This is a genomic window from Rhodococcus sp. OK611 (genome assembly GCF_003050885.1).
Taxonomy (GTDB): Bacteria; Actinomycetota; Actinomycetes; order Mycobacteriales; family Mycobacteriaceae; genus Rhodococcus_G; species Rhodococcus_G oryzae.
Window position 1 is genome coordinate 338,020 of the sequence record NZ_QAOZ01000004.1, and the last position, 17,923, is coordinate 355,942.

The 17,923-nt window shown below is 71.0% G+C and carries 13 protein-coding genes and 1 pseudogene; 7 read left to right on the top strand and 7 right to left on the bottom strand.

From position 1 onward, the window contains the following. Window positions 1-33 precede the first annotated feature (33 nt). Both C8K38_RS07220 and C8K38_RS07225 read left to right on the top strand, forming a co-directional pair. A complete protein-coding gene (locus tag C8K38_RS07220) occupies window positions 34-3,333 on the top strand; it encodes an ATP-dependent helicase (protein WP_097210605.1) in 3,300 nt (1,099 codons plus the stop codon). Beyond that, entirely contained in the window at window positions 3,330-6,734 is a 3,405-nt protein-coding gene (locus C8K38_RS07225; protein WP_373560231.1) for an ATP-dependent helicase, read from the top strand. Before C8K38_RS07220 ends, C8K38_RS07225 begins: the two co-directional genes overlap by 4 nt. A gap of 40 nt (window positions 6,735-6,774) precedes the next feature. Here C8K38_RS07225 and C8K38_RS07230 read toward each other — a convergent pair whose 3' ends face one another. Beyond that, a complete protein-coding gene (locus tag C8K38_RS07230) occupies window positions 6,775-7,155 on the bottom strand; it encodes a DoxX family protein (protein ID WP_097210606.1) in 381 nt (126 codons plus the stop codon). A gap of 119 nt (window positions 7,156-7,274) precedes the next feature. Between C8K38_RS07230 and C8K38_RS07235 the strand changes: the two genes are divergently transcribed. Together C8K38_RS07235 and nudC are read left to right on the top strand one after the other, a co-directional pair. Beyond that, window positions 7,275-8,345, top strand: a complete 1,071-nt coding sequence (locus C8K38_RS07235) for a potassium channel family protein (RefSeq protein ID WP_097210607.1) — start codon at window positions 7,275-7,277, stop codon at window positions 8,343-8,345. 38 nt (window positions 8,346-8,383) lie between these two features. Next, window positions 8,384-9,271: an NAD(+) diphosphatase gene (nudC, locus tag C8K38_RS07240; RefSeq protein ID WP_373560232.1), complete on the top strand. Its 888-nt coding sequence runs from the start codon at window positions 8,384-8,386 to the stop codon at window positions 9,269-9,271. A gap of 15 nt (window positions 9,272-9,286) precedes the next feature. On the opposite strand, the gene C8K38_RS07245 is transcribed toward nudC, so the two are convergent. After that, window positions 9,287-9,544, bottom strand: coding sequence for a mycoredoxin (locus tag C8K38_RS07245; protein ID WP_077041062.1), 258 nt, complete (start codon window positions 9,542-9,544; stop codon window positions 9,287-9,289). Between the two features lie 87 nt (window positions 9,545-9,631). Here C8K38_RS07245 and C8K38_RS07250 point away from each other — a divergent pair, with 87 nt between their 5' ends. Continuing rightward, window positions 9,632-11,770 carry an ATP-dependent DNA helicase UvrD2 gene (locus C8K38_RS07250; protein WP_097210609.1) on the top strand — a complete coding sequence of 713 codons (2,139 nt, stop codon included), beginning with the start codon at window positions 9,632-9,634 and terminating at the stop codon, window positions 11,768-11,770. A 488-nt stretch (window positions 11,771-12,258) separates the two neighbouring features. Next, window positions 12,259-12,537, top strand: a complete 279-nt coding sequence (locus C8K38_RS07255) for a WhiB family transcriptional regulator (RefSeq protein ID WP_077041064.1) — start codon at window positions 12,259-12,261, stop codon at window positions 12,535-12,537. An 18-nt stretch (window positions 12,538-12,555) separates the two neighbouring features. Here the strand turns inward: C8K38_RS07255 and C8K38_RS07260 are convergent, their stop codons facing one another. From C8K38_RS07260 to C8K38_RS07265, 3 genes and pseudogenes are all read right to left on the bottom strand, one after another. Further along, window positions 12,556-13,470 carry an exodeoxyribonuclease III gene (locus C8K38_RS07260; RefSeq protein ID WP_257017120.1) on the bottom strand — a complete coding sequence of 305 codons (915 nt, stop codon included), beginning with the start codon at window positions 13,468-13,470 and terminating at the stop codon, window positions 12,556-12,558. Window positions 13,471-13,578: 108 nt separating this feature from the next. After that, window positions 13,579-13,677 (bottom strand): annotated as a pseudogene (locus C8K38_RS28050) (nitroreductase family deazaflavin-dependent oxidoreductase); the annotation flags it as partial. Further along, window positions 13,674-14,846 carry an aromatic ring-hydroxylating oxygenase subunit alpha gene (locus C8K38_RS07265; protein ID WP_373560233.1) on the bottom strand — a complete coding sequence of 391 codons (1,173 nt, stop codon included), beginning with the start codon at window positions 14,844-14,846 and terminating at the stop codon, window positions 13,674-13,676. The pseudogene C8K38_RS28050 and the gene C8K38_RS07265, both read right to left, overlap by 4 nt. 186 nt (window positions 14,847-15,032) lie before the next feature. On the opposite strand from C8K38_RS07265, the gene C8K38_RS07270 reads away from it, so the two are divergent. Then, window positions 15,033-15,650, top strand: coding sequence for a TetR/AcrR family transcriptional regulator (locus tag C8K38_RS07270; RefSeq protein WP_097210611.1), 618 nt, complete (start codon window positions 15,033-15,035; stop codon window positions 15,648-15,650). Window positions 15,651-15,671: 21 nt separating this feature from the next. Here C8K38_RS07270 and C8K38_RS07275 read toward each other — a convergent pair whose 3' ends face one another. Continuing rightward, on the bottom strand, window positions 15,672-17,012 hold the full coding sequence (locus C8K38_RS07275) for an ABC1 kinase family protein (protein ID WP_097210612.1): 1,341 nt from the start codon (window positions 17,010-17,012) through the stop codon (window positions 15,672-15,674). Next, a complete protein-coding gene (locus C8K38_RS07280) occupies window positions 17,009-17,899 on the bottom strand; it encodes a hypothetical protein (RefSeq protein WP_097210613.1) in 891 nt (296 codons plus the stop codon). Before C8K38_RS07280 ends, C8K38_RS07275 begins: the two co-directional genes overlap by 4 nt. Window positions 17,900-17,923: the final 24 nt, after the last annotated feature.

Genomic DNA, 17,923 nt, shown 5'->3' on the forward strand with positions numbered 1-17,923 from the left:
TGGTTGTCTGCCTCCCGTGATGGAATGCCACCCATGTCGGTCGATCGGGAACAGTCGCGGCGGCCCACCGCCACGTTGGTCCGTCGGTCGACGGAGGCAGGCCCGCGCCGGGCGTGGGGCCCCGAAGCGCAGCGGCTGATGGATGTGCCGCGCGGAAGCAGGGGTCGACGGCCGTGGCAGGTGCTCGGCGGCCCGGGCACGGGCAAGACCTCGCTGCTGGTCGACCTCGCGGTCTCGCGGATCGCCGACGGCGGGTGCGACCCGGAATCGATTCTCGTGCTGACCCATTCACGCCGCGCCGCCACCGTGGTCAGGGAGGCGATCACCGCGGGTCTGCTCGGGTCCGCCGGCCCCGACGCGCTGCGGGCCACCCGTGAGCCGCTGGTCAGGACGGTGCACTCGTACGCGTTCGCGGTGCTCCGCCTGCAGGCCGCCGCGCATTCCAACCCGCCGCCGCGGCTGATCACCGGGGCCGAGCAGGACGCGGTGCTGCGCGAGATGCTGCGAGGTGACGTCGCGGACGGTGCCCTGCACTGGCCGGAGCGGCTGCGGCCCGCGCTGTCGTTGACCGGCTTCGCGGTCGAGCTGCGTGATCTGATGCTGCGGGCAGGCGAGCGCGGCCTCGGGCCCGAGGACCTCGTCGCCCTCGGCCGGACACACTCACGGCCGGAGTGGGTGGCGGCCGGACGCTTCGCCGCCCACTACGAGCACGTGATGCTCTTGCGCGGCGCCGTCGGGGTGGAGGCCCCCGAGGCCACGGCACCCGCGCTCGACGCGGCCGAACTCGTCGGCGCGGCGCTGACCGCGTTCGCCACCGACCCGGAGCTGCTGCAGCAGGAGCGCTCACGGATCCGGTACCTGCTCGTCGACGATGCCCAGCACCTGGACCCGCAGGCGGCCGAGCTGGTCCGGCTGCTCGGCGCGGGCACCGATCTGGCCGTGGTGGCGGGCGATCCGGACCAGGCGGTCTTCGGATTCCGGGGGGCCGACCCGCGGTTCCTGATGGACGTCGCCGACACCGGCTCGCAGAACCGGCTGATCCTCGACACCGATCATCGTTGCGCGGAACGGATCTCGGCGGTCACGGCAGCGATCGCCGGCCGCCTTCCCGGCCGGCCGCCGCATCGGGGTGCGGCGGCCGCGACCGACGAACCGGGCCGGGCCCAGGTGCAGGTGCTCGGCACCCAGGGCAAGGAGGCCGCGCTGATCGCCGACACCCTGCGCCGCGCACACCTGCACGACGGTGTGCCCTGGTCGCGGATGGCGGTCGTGGTCAGGTCGGTGCCGCGGGTGCTGCCCCCGCTGCGCCGCGCCCTGCTGGCGGCGGGCGTCCCGGTCACCACGTCGGCCTCGGAACTCCCACTCGCCCGTCAGCATTCGGTCGGCGGCCTGCTGCTGGTGCTGCGCGCGGTCGCGGGCGTCGAGTTCACCGGCGAGGACGCGCTGGCGCTGGTGTCAGGACCGGTCGGGGGATCCGATCCGGTAACGCTGCGGCGGCTCCGCCGCGGCCTGCGCAGGGTGGAGCTCGCCGCGGGTGGTCAGCGCGACTCCGCGGACCTCCTGCGGTCGTTGATCGTCGACGGCGAGGACGAGCACCGCGGCCTGATCGCCAAGCTCAGCGACGGCGAGTCCGCCGCCCTGCGCCGGGTCCTGTCGATCCTCGGCCAGGCCAGGGCCGCCCACCGGAAGGGGCGCGGCGTCGAGGGCGTGCTCTGGGCGAGCTGGCAGGCGACCGGCCTGGAGAAGCGGTGGGCCGCCGCCTCGCTGCGCGGCGGGCCGATCGGCGCGCAGGCGGACCGGGACCTCGACGCGGTGGTCGCGCTCTTCGACGCCGCCGCCGGCTATGTCGACCGGTTGCCAAGGGCGACTCTCGCCGGTTTCGTGGAATACCTTTCCGAACAACAGATCTCGACCGACTCGAGGACCGTCGCGGTCCCCGGAGAAGCGGTCACGGTGCTCAGCGCGCACTCCGCGGCCGGCCGGGAATGGGACGTGGTGGCCGTCGCAGGGGTCCAGGAGGGGCTGTGGCCGGGCCTGCGGGCCCGCGGCACCCTGCTGGGCACCGAGGTGCTGGTCGATCTCACCGCCGGCGTCGGCGACGCCTCCCCGGCGAGCGAGTCGCAGCTGTCGCGGACCGCCCCGCTGCTGGCCGAGGAGCGGCGACTGTTCCTGCTCGCCTGCAGTCGGGCCCGCCGGTCCCTGCTGATCACCGCCGTCGAGTCGGCGACAGGGGATGCGGACCTGGTGCCCTCGCGGTTCGTGGACGAGCTCATCGGCCGCGTCGAGGGCGACGACGGTCCCGCGGAGGCGGTCGTGGAGCAGCCGGTGCCCGCGGGGCGGGTGCTGTCGCTGCCGTCGCTGGTCGCGGAACTCCGGCGGGCCGTGTGCGATCCGGACCTCGCCCGCAGCGATCCGCAGCGTCAGGCCCGGGCGGCTCGGCAACTCGCCCGGCTGGCAAGGGACGGTGTGCGCGGCGCGCATCCGCAGAACTGGTGGGGTGTGGGCGGGATGAGCACCGACGCCCCGCTGTGGGAACCCGACGACGGGCCGGTCCCGCTGTCGCCGTCGACGATCGAGCAGCTGAGCACGTGCCCGTTGCGGTGGGCGCTCGAACGCAACGGCGGCACCGACGGCGAGAACACCCACGCGGTGACCGGGACCCTGGTGCACACCCTGGTCCAGGCCGTGGCGGGCAAGCTGCCGCCCGACCAGGTGCGCAAGGCGCTCGCCACCGCCTGGGACGCGGTCGATCTCGGCTCGCAGTGGTACTCGAGACGGGAGATGGACCGTACCGGTCAGATGCTCGACAGCTTCTCCGAGTGGCTGCGGCTCTCGCGCGGCGAGCTCACGGAGGTCGGCGTCGAGGTCGCCGTCGACGGCGTCCTTGAACCACGCGAGGAGGGCGGACCCGAGATCCGGCTGCGCGGCCGGATCGACCGCCTCGAGCGCGACACCGAGGGCAGGCCGGTGATCGTGGACGTGAAGACCGCGCGCAGCCCGGTCAGCAAGGAGGCCGCGCAGCAGCACGCGCAGCTGGCGACCTATCAGGTGGCGGCGCTGGCAGGCGCGATCGAGGGCGAGCCGCCCTCGGAGCCGGGCGGGGCGCGCCTGGTGTTCGTGGCGAAGCCGAACAAGAAGGAGGGCGCCACCCAGCGCCTGCAGACCCCGCTCGGCGAGGACGGCGAACAGGAGTGGCTCACCGTGGTGCACGACGCGGCCGCGGCCACCAAGGGCCCAGGGTTCCGGGCGCAGCCGAACGACGGGTGCAGGCACTGCCCCGCCCGGTCGAGCTGCCCGGCACAGGAGACCGGACGGCAGGTGACCGAGGGATGATGCGGGACACCGAGACATGGAGGAGTCGGGTCCGGGTGAGCCCGGCCGACCTGGCGGTCGCGCTCGGCCAGCATCCGCCGACCGCCGAACAGGCAGCCGTCATCGCGGCGCCGCTCGGGCCGACCCTGGTGGTCGCGGGCGCGGGAGCGGGCAAGACCGAGACGATGGCGGCCAGGGTGGTCTGGCTGGTGGCCAACGGCCTGGTCGACCCCGAGCAGGTCCTCGGGCTCACCTTCACCCGCAAGGCCGCCCAGCAGCTCACCAGCCGGATCCGGCAACGTCTTGCGCGCCTTGCCGGTTCGGCCCTGTTGCGCAAGCTCGATCCGACCGGTGACCTGCGCGGGCGGATCCTCGGCGGTGAGCCGGAGGTGAGCACCTACCACTCCTACGCCGGCCGGTTGCTGTCCGAGCACGGGCTGCTGCTGCCGATCGAGCCGTCCGCCGAGCTGCTGTCGGAGACCGAGCTGTGGCAGCTCGCGCACCAGGTGGTCAGCTCATGGGACGGCGACCTGGAGACCGACCGCACCCCGACCTCGCTCACCGAGGCGGTGCTCGCGCTGTCCGGGCAGCTGGCCGAGCATCTGGTCGAGCCGGACGACCTGCGCGAGGCACACACCGAGCTGGACAAGCTGATCCACACGCTGCCCGCGGGCCCCAAGCAGCGCGGCGGGCCGAAGAAGGAACTGCTCGACGTCCTCGAGACCCAGCACGAGCGGGTCGCCCTGCTGCCGCTGGTGCAGCGGGTCTCCGAGACTCTCAGGCGGGAGGGCGCGCTCGACTTCGGCAGCCAGATGTCGCTGGCCGCCCGGGTCGCCTCGGAGCATCCCGAGGTGGGGCGTTCGGAGCGGAAGCGCTTCCGGGTGGTGCTGCTCGACGAGTACCAGGACACCGGGCACGCCCAGCGGGTGCTGCTCTCCTCGCTGTTCGGCGGCGGCGAGGACGGCGACCTCGCGCTGACCGCAGTCGGCGACCCGATGCAGTCCATCTACGGCTGGCGGGGCGCGTCGGCGGCCAACCTGCCCAGGTTCGCCACCGACTTCCCGCTGCCGGGCGGCGATCCCGCGCCGCGCCTCGAGCTCCTCACCAGTTGGCGGAACCCGCCCGAGGCGCTGACCCTCGCGAACGCGGCCTCGGAATCGCTGCGCGAGCGTGGCGTTCCCGTGCAGCAGCTGCGGCCGCGGCCCGGCGCGGTCGCAGGTGACGTCCGGCTCGCGGTCACCGAGGACGTCGAGCGCGAGCGGGACTGGCTCGCCGCCCGGATCGCCGAGGAGTACGCCGCCGCGGCCGCCTCCGGCCAGGCCCCGCCCACCGCGGCCGTCCTGATCCGCCGCAACGCCGACGCCGCGCCGATCGCGGCCGCGCTGCGCCGCCACGGCCTGCCGGTCGAGGTGGTCGGGCTCGGCGGGTTGCTGCACACACCCGAGGTGGCGGACGTCATCGCCATGCTGCGGATGGTCGCCGATCCGCTCGCTGGCAGCGCGGCGATGCGGATCCTGACCGGGGCGAGGTGGCAGATCGGGGCCGCCGACCTGGCCGCGCTGTGGCGCAGGGCGCGCGAGCTGGCGATCGGGTCGACACACGGCACCGGGGGAGCGGTCACCGATGCGGCGAGCCTCGACCAGGCTCTCGAGGCCGCGCTCCCCGGCGAGCACGCCGAGCTCGCCGGTCTGGCCGACGCGATCTCGGACCCCGGTGGGCCGCAGCGTTATTCGCCCCTCGGCTACGCCCGGATCGGGGCGTTGGCGGCTGAACTGGTCTCGCTGCGCGAGCGCATCGGTCAGCCGCTCACGGAGCTGGTGGCCGAGGTGGAGCGGGTGCTGGGGATCGGCATCGAGGCGCAGGCCCGGCTGCGCTTCACAGGTGACGGTGGTGCGGGCCGCGAGCATCTGGACGCCTTCGCGGACGCGGTCGCCGGGTACTCCCGCAATTCCACGGCGACGCTGACCGGACTGCTGGCCTTCCTGTCGGCCGCCGAAACGATCGAGAAGGGCCTGGCCCCCGGCGAGGTCGAGGTCGCGCCGGATCGGGTGCAGGTCCTGACGGTGCACTCGGCGAAGGGGCTCGAGTGGGAGGTCGTCGCGGTGCCCCACCTGGTGGAGGGCGTGTTCCCGTCGAAGACCGCCTCCGGCAGCTGGCTGGGAGCGGTCGGTGAACTGCCGCCCGCGCTGCGCGGCGACCGGGCCCGAGACGGCGATGGCGCGGAAGGTGTCCCGGTGCTCGATCTCGAGGAACTGTTCAACCGCAAGGACCTCGAGGACGCCCTCGCCGACCACAAGGCCGCGCTGGGTCGGCGCAGGCTCGACGAGGACAGGCGCCTGTTCTACGTGGCGCTCACCCGTACCGAGCGGGCGCTGTATCTGTCCGGCCATCACTGGTCGGAGTCGGGCAGCGCGCCACGGGGTCCGTCGGAGTTCCTGCTGGAGATGCGCGAGCTCGTCGACAGTGCCGACCCGACCGAACCGATCGGGACGGTGGAGCTGTGGGCGCAGGCCCCGGACGAGGACGCGGAGAATCCGCTCACCGCGGAGCCGGTGACCGCGCAGTGGCCGAGCGATCCGCTGGGGAGCAGGCGTGATCCGGTGGAACACGGCGCGGAACTGGTGCTGGCCGAACTGATCGCGCTCGGCCCCGAAGACGAAGACGAAGACGAAGACGAAGACGAGGCCGAAGACGACGATGCGGACCCGGAGGGCTGGGCCGCCGACGTGGACGTGCTGCTGGCCGAGCGCAGGCAGCGGGCGCTGACCCGCGCCGAGGTCGCGCTGCCCGCACAGCTGTCGGTGAGCCAGTTGGTGGAACTGGCCGCCGCGCCCGATGCGCTCGCGGCCCGGCTGCGTCGGCCGTTGCCGTATCCGCCGAATCCGCTGGCCCGCAGGGGAACCGCGTTTCACGCCTGGATCGAGCGCAGGTTCGGTGCCACCAGGCTGCTGGATCTGGACGAGCTGCCGGGCGCCGCCGACACAGGGGCCGTCGGAGACACCGACCTGGAAGGGCTGCAGGAGGCCTTCCTGCGCTCGGATTGGGCGAACCGCAGCCCGGTCGAGGTGGAGGTCCCGTTCGAGACATCGATCGCGGGCACGGTGATCAGGGGTCGCATCGACGCGGTCTTCGCCGACCCGGACGGCGGGTGGACCGTGATCGACTGGAAGACCGGTGCCGAGCCGTCGGCTGCAAACGAGCGGGCGGTGGTGATGCAGCTCGCGGCCTACCGGCTGGCGTGGTCGGAGCTGATGTCGGCGCGGTCCGCCGCCAGGGGCGGTCCGCCGGTGCCGTTGGGTAAGGTCCGTGCGGCGTTCCACTATGTGCGCAGCGGACGGACCATCGCGCCGACCGAGCTGCCCGACGGCGACGCGCTCGCCCGCCTGATCGACTCGGCGGGGGCGAGCACCGAGCCCAGTTAGGGTTTTGCAGCTCGACCGGATCCTGGCACTGGGTGAACGGTCAGGAGTCGACGTCGCCCTTGCGAACCTTCATGGCCGCGAGGATCAGCGGAATCTGCAGTGGCAGGCGAGCGACCGCAATCGCCTTGAGCGGCAGCGGCGTCGAGTTGCGGCCGAGCCAGTCCGCGGCCATCTGCACGTTCGCGGGGAAGACCGCGACGAACAGCGCCGCGGCCAGCGCACCGCCGAGCCGCCTCGTCCGCGGCACCGCGATGGCCGCCCCGATCGCGAGTTCGGCCGCACCTGAGAGGTGGGTGTAGGTGCGGGCACTGCCCGGCAACGCGCGCGGGACGATGCTGTCGAACGGCTTGGGGCTGACGAAATGCAGCGTGCCCGTTCCCAGCAGGAGAGCGGCGAGTCCGGTGGCAGGCGAGATCTTCATGCCGCCAGCCTGCCCCACCGGAACCGGGCGCGCCAGACGCGCCGCGCGTGGTTGTCCGGCCCAGGCGCCGGATCGGGGGTTAGGCTGCCAGCCGATGTCAGCGAACTGGAGAACACGTCATGGCCGGTAAATTGCGTGCGCGGCTACGCAACCAGGAGGCGGCTCTGACCGATCGGCCGGACTTCGCGTTGGTCGGGGTGCTGCGGATCCCCGAGGTGCTGCGCAGTCCCGCGAGCGCGATCTACCGGCGGGTCCTGATGGCCGTCGTGGTGCTGATGGCCGCCGTCGTTGTCGTCTATCTCGATCGTGATGGGTACCGGGACGCCCAGGAGAACGAGCTGTCCTTCCTGGACTGCCTCTACTACGCGACGGTCTCGCTCTCGACCACCGGCTACGGTGATATCACCCCGATCACCCCGAGCGCTCGATTCATCAACGTCGTGGTCATCACGCCGCTGCGGGTGCTCTTCCTCATCATCCTGGTCGGCACCACGCTCTCGGTACTGACGGAGCGTTCCCGCCAGGCATTCAAGATCCAGCGTTGGAGGCATGCCGTGCGCAATCACACCGTCGTCGTCGGATACGGGACCAAGGGCCGCACCGCGGTCGAAGCGATGCTCGGGGACGGCGTCGCGGCCTCCGACATCGTGGTGGTCGACACCGACGCCACGGTGCTGGAGTCCGCCGCGAGCCTCGGGTTGGTGACCGTGCACGGGTCGGCCACGAAGTCGGACGTGTTGCGGCTGGCAGGCGCACAGCACGCGGCGGCGATCATCGTCGCGACCAATCGCGACGACACCGCGGTCCTGGTCACCCTGACCGCCCGAGAGCTCGCCCCGAAGGCGAAGATCGTCGCCTCGATCCGGGAGACGGACAACGCGCACCTGCTGCGTCAGTCCGGCGCCGACTCGGTGGTCGTCTCCTCGGAGACCGCCGGACGACTGCTCGGCATCGCCAGGACCACCCCGACCGTCGTCGAGATGGTCGAGGACCTGCTCACCCCCGAGGCCGGGTTCGCGATCGCCGAGCGCGAGGTGGAACGCGACGAGATCGGCGGCTCGCCGCGGCACCTGTCCGACATCGTGCTCGGTGTGGTGCGTGAGGGCCGCCTGGTCCGGGTCGGCAGCCCCGAGGTCGACGCCGTCGAGGAGAACGACCGCCTGCTCTACATCCGCCGCGTGAGCAATTAGGCGCGACACCTAGGGTTGGGGTCGTGGCCAACTTCGAAATGACCGACGTGCCGATCCTGTCGCGGTCGGCGCTGGACCGAGCCGAGGAATTGCGCTCGGACAGTGAGGCTTTGCGGTCTGGTTGGGCCGACGCGCTGGTGCTCCGGGTGAACCACCGTGGTCAGGTCCGGCTCGACGGTTCCGAGTTGGTCCTCGACCCCGCGGCCGAACTCGGGCCCGAACCGGTCTCCGGTGCGGTCTTTCTCGGCCGCCGCGACGGCAGGCACCTGTGGGCGATCCGGGTGGCGGCCGCGCTGACCGGCGAACTGGGTGACCTCAGGTTCGTCGGGGACCGGTTGGCCGACACCAGCGCCGGCCTGCTGACGACGGCCATCGCCATCCTGAACTGGCACGACAGCGCCGGGTTCAGCCCCGTCGACGGGGCCGCGACGACGCCGACGATCTCCGGCTGGTCGCGACACAGCACCAGCACCGGTCACGAGGAGTTCCCGCGCACCGATCCCGCGGTGATCTGCCTGGTCCACGACGGCGCCGACCGGGTGCTGCTGGCGCGGAACGGGAACTGGCCCGAGCGGCGCTTCTCGGTCCTCGCCGGGTTCGTGGAGGCGGGCGAGTCGCTGGAGGCCTGCGTGATGAGGGAGATCGCCGAAGAGGTCGGGCTCGTGGTCAGCGACGTCCGGTACCTGGGCAGTCAGCCGTGGCCGTTCCCCCGGTCGGTCATGATCGGGTTCTCCGCGGTGGGCGATCCCGACGCGCCGATCATCTTCGCCGACGGTGAGATCGCCGAGGCGCACTGGTTCGGCCGGGACGAGGTCAAGGCCGCACTCGAGGCGGGGGACTGGTCCGCGGACACGGACGCCCGGCTGTTGGTGCCGGGGTCCGTGTCGATCGCCCGCGGGATGCTCGAGGCGTGGGCGAAGGCCTAGCTAGCGGCCCGCACGTCAGCGACCGAGCGCCTGCTTGACCTGGACCAGCGTCGGATTGGTTGCCGTGCTGCCGTCGGCGTATTTCACGGTCGGGACCACGTGGTTGCCGCCGTTGACGCTGCCGACGAAGTCGGCGGACGCCGGATCGTCCTCGATGTCGATCTCGACATAGCTGATGCCGGACTCGTCGAGCTGCTTCTTGAGGCGTCGGCAGTACCCGCACCAAGTGGTGGAGTAGATGGTCAGGTCGGTGGCGGTCTCTGTAGCGGTCACGGCGGATATAACACCACGGCCGTCGGCTCTGTTCCACGCCGGTTGTGATCCCGACGACTCGATGCGGAGCTGTCGGTGCGCCCTGCCATGATGGACGCCATGTCAGCGGACGATACGGGCCTGGACCCCCAGCAGTCGGCCGCGGTGCTCGCGCCACGAGGACCGGTATGCGTGCTGGCAGGCGCGGGTACGGGCAAGACCAGGACGATCACCCGCCGGATCGCGCACCTCGTCGCGGGCGGGCACGTCTCCGCCGGACAGGTGCTCGCGGTCACGTTCACGGCGCGCGCCGCGGGCGAGATGCGGGCGCGGCTGCGCACCCTTGGCATCGGCGACGGTGCCAACCAGGTGCAGGCCAGGACCTTCCACGCCGCCGCGCTCCGTCAGCTCCGCTACTTCTGGCCCCAGGTCGTCGGCGACACCCAGTGGGACCTGCTCGACCGCAAGTTCGCGATCGTCGCGCAGGCGGCCAACCGGGTCGGCCTGTCCACCAGCACCGAATCCGTCCGCGATCTGGCGGGCGAGATCGAGTGGTCGAAGGCATCGCTGATCGCGCCCGAGGACTATCCGGCCGCGGCAGCGCGGACGCGACGGGAACCGCCCGCGGACGCGGTGAAGGTATCCGACGTCTACGCCGCCTACGAGGCGCTCAAGGTCCGCGACGGCGCGATGCTCCTCGACTTCGACGATCTCCTTCTGCACACCGCGGCCGCCCTGGAGGAGCACTCCACGGTCGCCGAGGAGTTCCGCGACCGGTACCGCTGCTTCGTGGTGGACGAGTACCAGGACGTGACGCCGCTGCAGCAGCGGGTGCTCGACGCCTGGCTGGGCGAGCGCGACGACCTCACCGTCGTCGGCGATGCGAACCAGACCATCTACTCGTTCACCGGTGCCACGCCGCGGTACCTGCTGGACTTCTCCCGGCGCTTCCCCGACGCCGCGGTGGTCCGCCTCGAGCGTGACTACCGCTCGACGCCGGAGGTCGTATCGCTGGCGAATCAGGTCATCGGCGCCGCGCGCGGCCGGATCGCGGGCACCCGGCTCAAGCTGATCGGGCAGCGCCCCCCGGGTCCGGCGCCGGAGTTCGTCGAGTTCGACGACGAGCCCGCCGAGGCCGCGGGAGTCGCGAAGGCGATCCAGAAGCTCATCGCGGGCGGCACCCCGGCCGCGGAGATCGCGGTGCTCTACCGCATCAACGCGCAGTCCGAGGCACACGAGCAGGCGCTGACCGAGCTGGACATACCGTTCCAGGTGCGCGGGGGCGAGGGCTTCTTCACCAGGCCAGAGGTGCGCCAGGCCGTGTCCGCGCTCCGGCAGGCCGCCGGCCGCGACGACCTGCCGCCCGAGGCCGGGAGCGGCAAGGAACTGATCACGCTTGTCCGCGCGATCCTGGTACCGCTGGGACTGACGGACTCCGAACCGGTGGGCGCCCAGGCCCGAGAGCGCTGGGCCTCGCTCGGTGCGCTCGTCGCGCTCACCGAGGACCTACTGGTGCACGAGCCGGACCTCGACCTCGACGGACTGCTCAAGGATCTGGCCGCCCGTGCCGAGGCCCGGCACCCACCGACGGTGCAGGGTGTCACGCTCGCCTCGCTGCACGCGGCGAAGGGGCTCGAATGGGACGCGGTGTTCCTGGTCGGGCTCGCGGACGGCACCCTGCCGATCGCCCACGCGCTCGGTGACAGCAAGTCACCCGACGACGAGGCGGCCGTCGAGGAGGAACGCCGGCTGCTCTACGTCGGGGTCACCCGGGCGCGCGAGCACCTGCAGCTGTCCTGGGCCCTGGCCCGCAACGCGGGCGGCCGAAAGTCCAGGCGTCGCTCGCGGTTCCTGCACGGTCTCATCCCCGAGGACTCGCCCGCGTCCCGGATCGCGGAGCCCGCGCCGCAGAAGAAGCGCCCGCGGTGCCGAGTGTGCGGCAAGCAACTCCTCGGGACCAACGCGACGATGCTCGGCCGGTGCGAGACCTGCCCGTCGAATCTGGACCTCGCGCTGTTCGACGCGCTCAAGGCGTGGCGGTCCGCGAAGTCGAGGGAGCTCAAGGTGCCCGCCTACGTGGTGTTCAGCGACAACACGCTGACCGCGATCGCGGAACAGCAGCCGCAGGACGACCGTGGACTGGTGTCGATCCCGGGCATCGGCGCGAAGAAGCTCGAGCGCTTCGGTGCCGACGTGCTCGCGGTGGTGCGGGGTGAAGTGCCCGTGAGCGCAGACGAATCGGGATAACCCCAGGTCAAAAATAGGTTGTGCGGTTCCGAGGTGACCGCATACCCTGGTCTCCGACGCAGTGAGCTCCGGCTTGCCGTCGCGACAAGCCCGCAGGTGCCCCGGTACCGGCGGGACGGCACGAACGAAAAGGGAGGTGAACGGCAATGATCGATTGGAACCGCAGCGCGAACGCGTACGCGGCGACCACTCGTGTCGCAGGCGCCGCTCACCTGCCCGCAGCTACGTGGGCGGTGGCGCCGAAGCGCGTCGTCCGCCATCGCGCACACGCAGCAGCGCTTTTGTCCGTGCCCCGGAGTAGAAGCCGAATCACCATTCGGTAGGTACTCCTTCCTCTTGGCCACGGACGCACCAGCGGACCGTGGCCTTTGTTTTTGAGCTCGTTGCTCCAAAGCCCGGCTTTCGGTTCGCACCACGACCTGAATCCATCGCAGAGCTTTAAGGAGAACGACGTGTCTACCGCGACATGCCGAGACGATTTCCGGACCGTGACCGCCATCAGCGAGCCGACCGTGATCGCACCCGCGCGACGCGAACTGCCTTGTCGAGCCGACAATCCCGATCTCTGGTTCGGTGAGACCCCCGCCGAGCTCGAGCAGGCGAAGACATTGTGCGCACAGTGCCCGGTCCGTGCCCGCTGCCTCAGCGCGGCTCTGGACCGCGCCGAACCGTGGGGCGTGTGGGGTGGCGAGATCCTCGATCAGGGTGTCGTCATCGCGCGCAAGCGTCCCCGCGGTCGCCCGAGGAAGGTGGCCGTCTGCGCCTGACCGGTCGGCAGGGCGGACTCAGAGTTCGTAGTCGACGACGACCGGGGCGTGATCGCTCATCCGGAGGTCCGCGGCGGGTTCACGGTCGGTGCCCGCCGCGACGGCCGCCCGGGCGAGCCGGGGGGTCGCGAGGTGGTAGTCGATGCGCCAACCGGTGTCGTCGGCGAACGACTGCCCCAGCCACGACCACCAGGAGTAGGGCCCGTCGGTGTCCGGGCACCGATCTCGGACGACATCGACGAGGGTGCGGGGGGACAGGATCGAGCCGAACCACTCGCGTTCCTCGGGGAGGTAGCCCTCGACCTGGTTGCTGCGCCGCCAGTTCCGCACATCGTGTCGGGTGTGCGCGATGTTGAGATCGCCCATGAGCAGCAGTTCGCGTCCGCGTGCCCTGGCGTCGCGGCGTGAGCGCGTCAGCTGTCGCGCGAACCCGTCCAAGAAACGCATCTTGCGCTCGTAACGGGCGCCGCCGTCCGGGGCTTCCCGCATTCGCCCGGGCTTCTGCAGATGGGCGGGGAGACCGCCCTTCGGCAGGTACAGCGACGCGACGGTGATCGGAGCGTCGGCGAGGTCGACCTCGATGTACCGCCCCTGGTCGGCGAACTCGCGCAGGCCCCGCGCCAGCGGAGCCGGGTCGAGTTCAACTGTGTGGGTGTGGGTTTCGCCGGGTGCACGCAGCATGGCGGTGCCGCTCCACGTCCGCACCGCTGCGGGCGCGTGCCGGGTCAGGACCGCGACGCCGTTGCGGCCTGCCAGCACGCCCTCGTCGTAGGCGAGGTGATAGGGGCCGAACACCCCCGGCGGGATGGTGGCCGTGCGGGACCGCATCTCCTGCACGGCCACCACATCGGGGTCGCGCTCGCGCAGCCACTGCTCGAAACCACGCCGCTGCGCGGCCCGGATACCGTTGACGTTGAAGGTCGCGATCCGCACGAGCGCCCAGTGTAGGCAGTCGGCCCACGCCGTCGCCCGGGAGACCCGATGTTTCGGCAACCCACCCTGCGACGCGACAACAACGATGTCCGGCCCGTTCCCGATGTAGAGCAACGGGGTGCGGCAAACGGTGCCGGACTTGCGGCCCTGATGCTCGAGCAGGAGCGTCGGGACGGGCCTGTGTCGTCCGACAGTGGGTCGTCTCAGTCGAGCGCCACGCCGAGTTCGGCAGCGAAGGTCTTGATCATGTGCTGGACGCCGATCTCGTTGCGACCGATGATCATGTGGTCGTGCTGGCTCCGGCGCACCCCCTCGCCGCACTGTGGCAGCATTGCGAAGTCCTCGTCGCGGACGGCGCCGTGAACCTGCGCGAAGACGGTGTCGTACAGGTCTCGCTGTTCATCGGTGGTGGCGGGGATGCGCGCCATCCAGCTGTGGCGGACTGCGCATCGTGTCGGGGACCCGGCCGGGAGCATCTCGAGTACCTCGACACCGACCGGGCTGTTCGCGAGAATCAGGTTGGGATAGATCCAATAGACCACGCCCAAGTTCATTGCCGGGTCCCACATTCCCTGCGGGTTGGTGTCCAGGTCGCGGATCCAGTTGAACGGGAAGCCCATTCGATGGTGGCGGCCGAACGCATCGTGGATCGAGGTGTTCGCGACTGTGTTCTGGCCGATCACGCTCTCGGAGTGGACGAACGGGAAGTGGTAGCTCTCGGCGAAGGCCTCGAGCGCACCCTTCCAGCTCACGTCCGACTCGAACTCCCGCTCGTCGTGGTAGCCGTAGGAGGCGTAGTCGAACTGTGCCAGTTCCGGGCCCAAGTCGCCGAGATGTGCGTCCACGTCGATGGATTCGTCTGCCGTCAGTACCGCCCAGATGAATCCGTGGCGCTCCTGGTTCGGCAGTTCCACCAGTCCGTAGTCGGCACGGTCCATGCCGGTAAAGCCCTCCTTGCCCGGCATGCCGACCAGATTTCCGGTGTTCTTGTACGTCCACGCGTGATAGGGGCAGGTGAAGCGAGCGGCATTGCCGGAGCCGCAGGCCGGCATCGCGCCGCGGTGTCGGCAGTAGTTGAGGAACACGTGCGCGGTTCCGCCGCTGTCACGGGTGACCAGGAGTGAGTCGCCGAGGACGCTCCGCACTACGTAGTCGTTGGGCCGTCCCACCTGGGCGCTGGGCACGATCGCGAGCGGGGTGCGTCGCAGGAGCTGTGCCTCTTCGAACTCGGTGGTCTTCGGGTCTCGGTAGTAGTGCATCGGTACGCGCAGTGGTGACACGGCCATGTCGGTCGTGCCGTCGAGGACGTGCCGCAGTGCGCGGCGGGTGAGGTCGGCCGTGAGTCCCGGTCGAAGGCTTTCGGGCTGCATGGTCATCGTCTGGTCCTTTTCCGGGTCGAGGACGGCCTCCAGTCGGGTCGGCCGCGTCTTGACCATACAATGACGTCCACTTGTACGGTCTAATTTTGCCTCGGATTGGTATGCGGGTGCTCGGGCCGGCTCCTGGCACCCGCGCGCGGGTAGGGTTCGACCGACAATCGCGAGCGGGAGGAAGAAGGGCCGATGCGGACACACGGCTGGTCGGGCGCGGCACCGGCCGACGACGACGAGGCGATCGCCCGCATTCTCGCTGCCGCCCGCAAGGCACTCGACCGGTCTGGCGGCGACGTCAGCATCACCGAAGTCGCCCGCGAACTCGGGGTCACCCGACAGACTGTCTACCGGTACTTCCCGACTGCCGAGGCACTGCTCGGCGCCACCGCGATCGCCCAGGCCGGTCCTTTCCTGGACTTCCTCGCCGCACACCTCGGCGGGATCCGTGACCCCGCGGATGCCGTCGTCGAGAGCATTGCCTACACGCTGGAACAGATACCGGAGGAGAAGTACCTGAACATGGTGCTCGCGCCCGGGCGAGCCAGCGCCCTGTCGGCGGGAGTCACATCCGACGCAGCGCTGACGTTCGGCCGGTCGATCCTCGACCGGTTCGCCGTCGACTGGGCGGAGGCAGGTCTGACCGGCGCCGATCTCGACGAACTGGTCGAGCACATGCTCCGCATCGCGCAGTCGTTCGTCATCGACCCCGGCCGGCCGCCCCGCAGCGGTGCCGAATTGCGGAGCTACCTGCGCACGTGGGTCGCGCCGGCGGTGGATCGGATGAGGACGCGGGCCGGTGCAGGGTGACAGCGACCGGCCGTCGGGCGGCTACTCCGTTTCCGGCACGTCCTCGGTGAAGCCGGGCAGCCATTTCGTGAGGATCTCCATGTACGGCGCGTAGGCGTCGAGCTGCGCGCAGATGCCGACCGAGCCGAGCAGCACCCGGAAGATCATCACGTACTCGGCGGGCATGTTCAGTGCCCGTGCGGTCCGGAACTGTGCGGACGAGAAGTCCGTCGCGGTCCCGGCCGCCTTCTGCAGCCAGGCCCTGGTGAAGTGGAAGGACTCGGTGTGGATGGGGTCGGTGAAGGGACGGAGGTAGTCGGCGATCTCCTGATCTGTGACCTTGCGGCCGGGCAGCACGAATCCGTTGGCGCGCAGCAGTTCCGTCAGTTCGTCGAACCGTTCCTCGAGCGCGAGCCGCACCATCCTCCCGAGCACCGGGGGCAACCCGCCTGGCATCGGCGCGCAGGCGCCGTAGTCGATGACGCCGAGCCTGCCGTCCTCGAGCATCATGAAATTGCCGGGGTGGGGATCGCTGTGCAGCAGTCCAACCCTGGCGGGCGAGGCGAAGTGGAACTCGGCGAGCAGGGCGCCCGCGCTGTTGCGCTGATCGGCGGTGCCGCCTGCGATGATCGTCGACAGCGGTGTCGCCGACATCCATTCGGTGATCACCACTTTCGGCGAACTCGCGACCACCTTCGGGATCGCGAACTTGGGGTCGCCCGCGAACTCGGCGGCAAAGGCTCGCTGATTGTTCGCCTCGATGCGGTAGTCCAGCTCGTCCTCGGTGCGGGCGGTGAGCTCCTCGAGGACCGGCTTGACGTCCGCACCCGGGATCACCGAGCTGAACATCCCGGCGAAGCGGGACAGCGTGCGCAGGTCGGCGCGCAGGGCCTCGTCCGCACCGGGGTACTGCACCTTCACCGCGACGTCGCGGCCGTCGGACCACACGGCGCGGTGCACCTGCCCGATGCTCGCCGACGCCGTCGGAACGTCGTCGAAGGAGGCGAACCGGTCGCGCCACTTGCTGCCGAGCTGCTCGCCGAGCACCCGGTGCACCTTCTTGGCGGGCAACGGTGGCGCCTCCGCCTGCAACTTCGTCAGAGCCTCCCGGTATGGCTCCGCGAATTCCTCCGGGACGGCGGCCTCCATCACGCTCAGCGCCTGCCCGAGCTTCATCGCGCCGCCCTTGAGCTCGCCGAGCACGGTGAACAACTGTTCGGCGGCCTGCTGGGTCAGCTTGGCGTCGATCTCCTCGCGGTCGCCGCCGACCAGCTTGCGGCCGAACCCGACCGCAGCGCGTCCCGCGATCCCGAGCGGAATGCTCGCCAGTTTGGCGGTGCGGGCGGAACTGCTGCGGGGGATGTCTGACACGCCCACCATCATGGCTGACGATTCGCCGGTTCGCCCACATGTCCGGCGCGGCGGCGGCATCCGCAGTCGGGATGCCGCGGCCACGTCCTCCTGACCAGTCGATACGTCGTCAGGTTCAGTTCCAGGGTGGTGTCGAGGCAGGTGGGTGAGCGCGCGGGTTGCGCGGCGATCAGCACGTTCAGCTCCGCGAGCGCGAGCGCGGTGGTGGCCAAGATCGCCGCCGGGTCCGCATGCCCGACCGCGCCGAGCAACTGCGCGGCCAGGTGCGGCCACTCGTGGTCGCGCGAGGTCCTGGTGAGGTCGGCGCACCGCAGGCAGCTGGTGTGGCCGGGCAGCACCAGCGGTCCGACGATGCCGGACCCATCGCGGAGCCGGACCTGCAGGTGTGGCGTCCGCGCCTCGACGAGCCCGGCCACCAATCCCGGATCGGGAACCAACTCGTCGGCCAGGACCACGAGGGCCGACCGGTCGATGCGCGGGACCCCGCTGCCTCCGAACGGCACCGATCTGGTCAGCCGCACCCTGCCATCCCCGAGCGAGCCCGCGAGGCCGTCGGAGAGCGGCCCACGGCCGTGCACGTGCACGGCCGTGACGCAGCGGGGTGCAGGCGTCGCGGGCATCAACAGCGCTGCTCCGGCCAACTCGGCCAGCAGGGCCTCGATGTCGGCGGCGGTCAGCCCGATCTCCCGTGCCCGCCTGAGGATCTCGTCGTGACTGTGCTGGCCGTCGAGCAGTCGCAGCAGCGCGGCCACCGCAGGAGGGGCGACCCCGGTCGGCACGGTGAGCAGCAGGGCGCGCTCGGGGTCCCAGCCCAATTGGACGGTACCGCTGGGCCGAACCAGGATCGGGATCCGCGGATCGAGCCGCGGACCCGCGCTCAGTGCCGAGGCCGGTGTCATGTCCCGACCCTTGCAGGTGCGGCG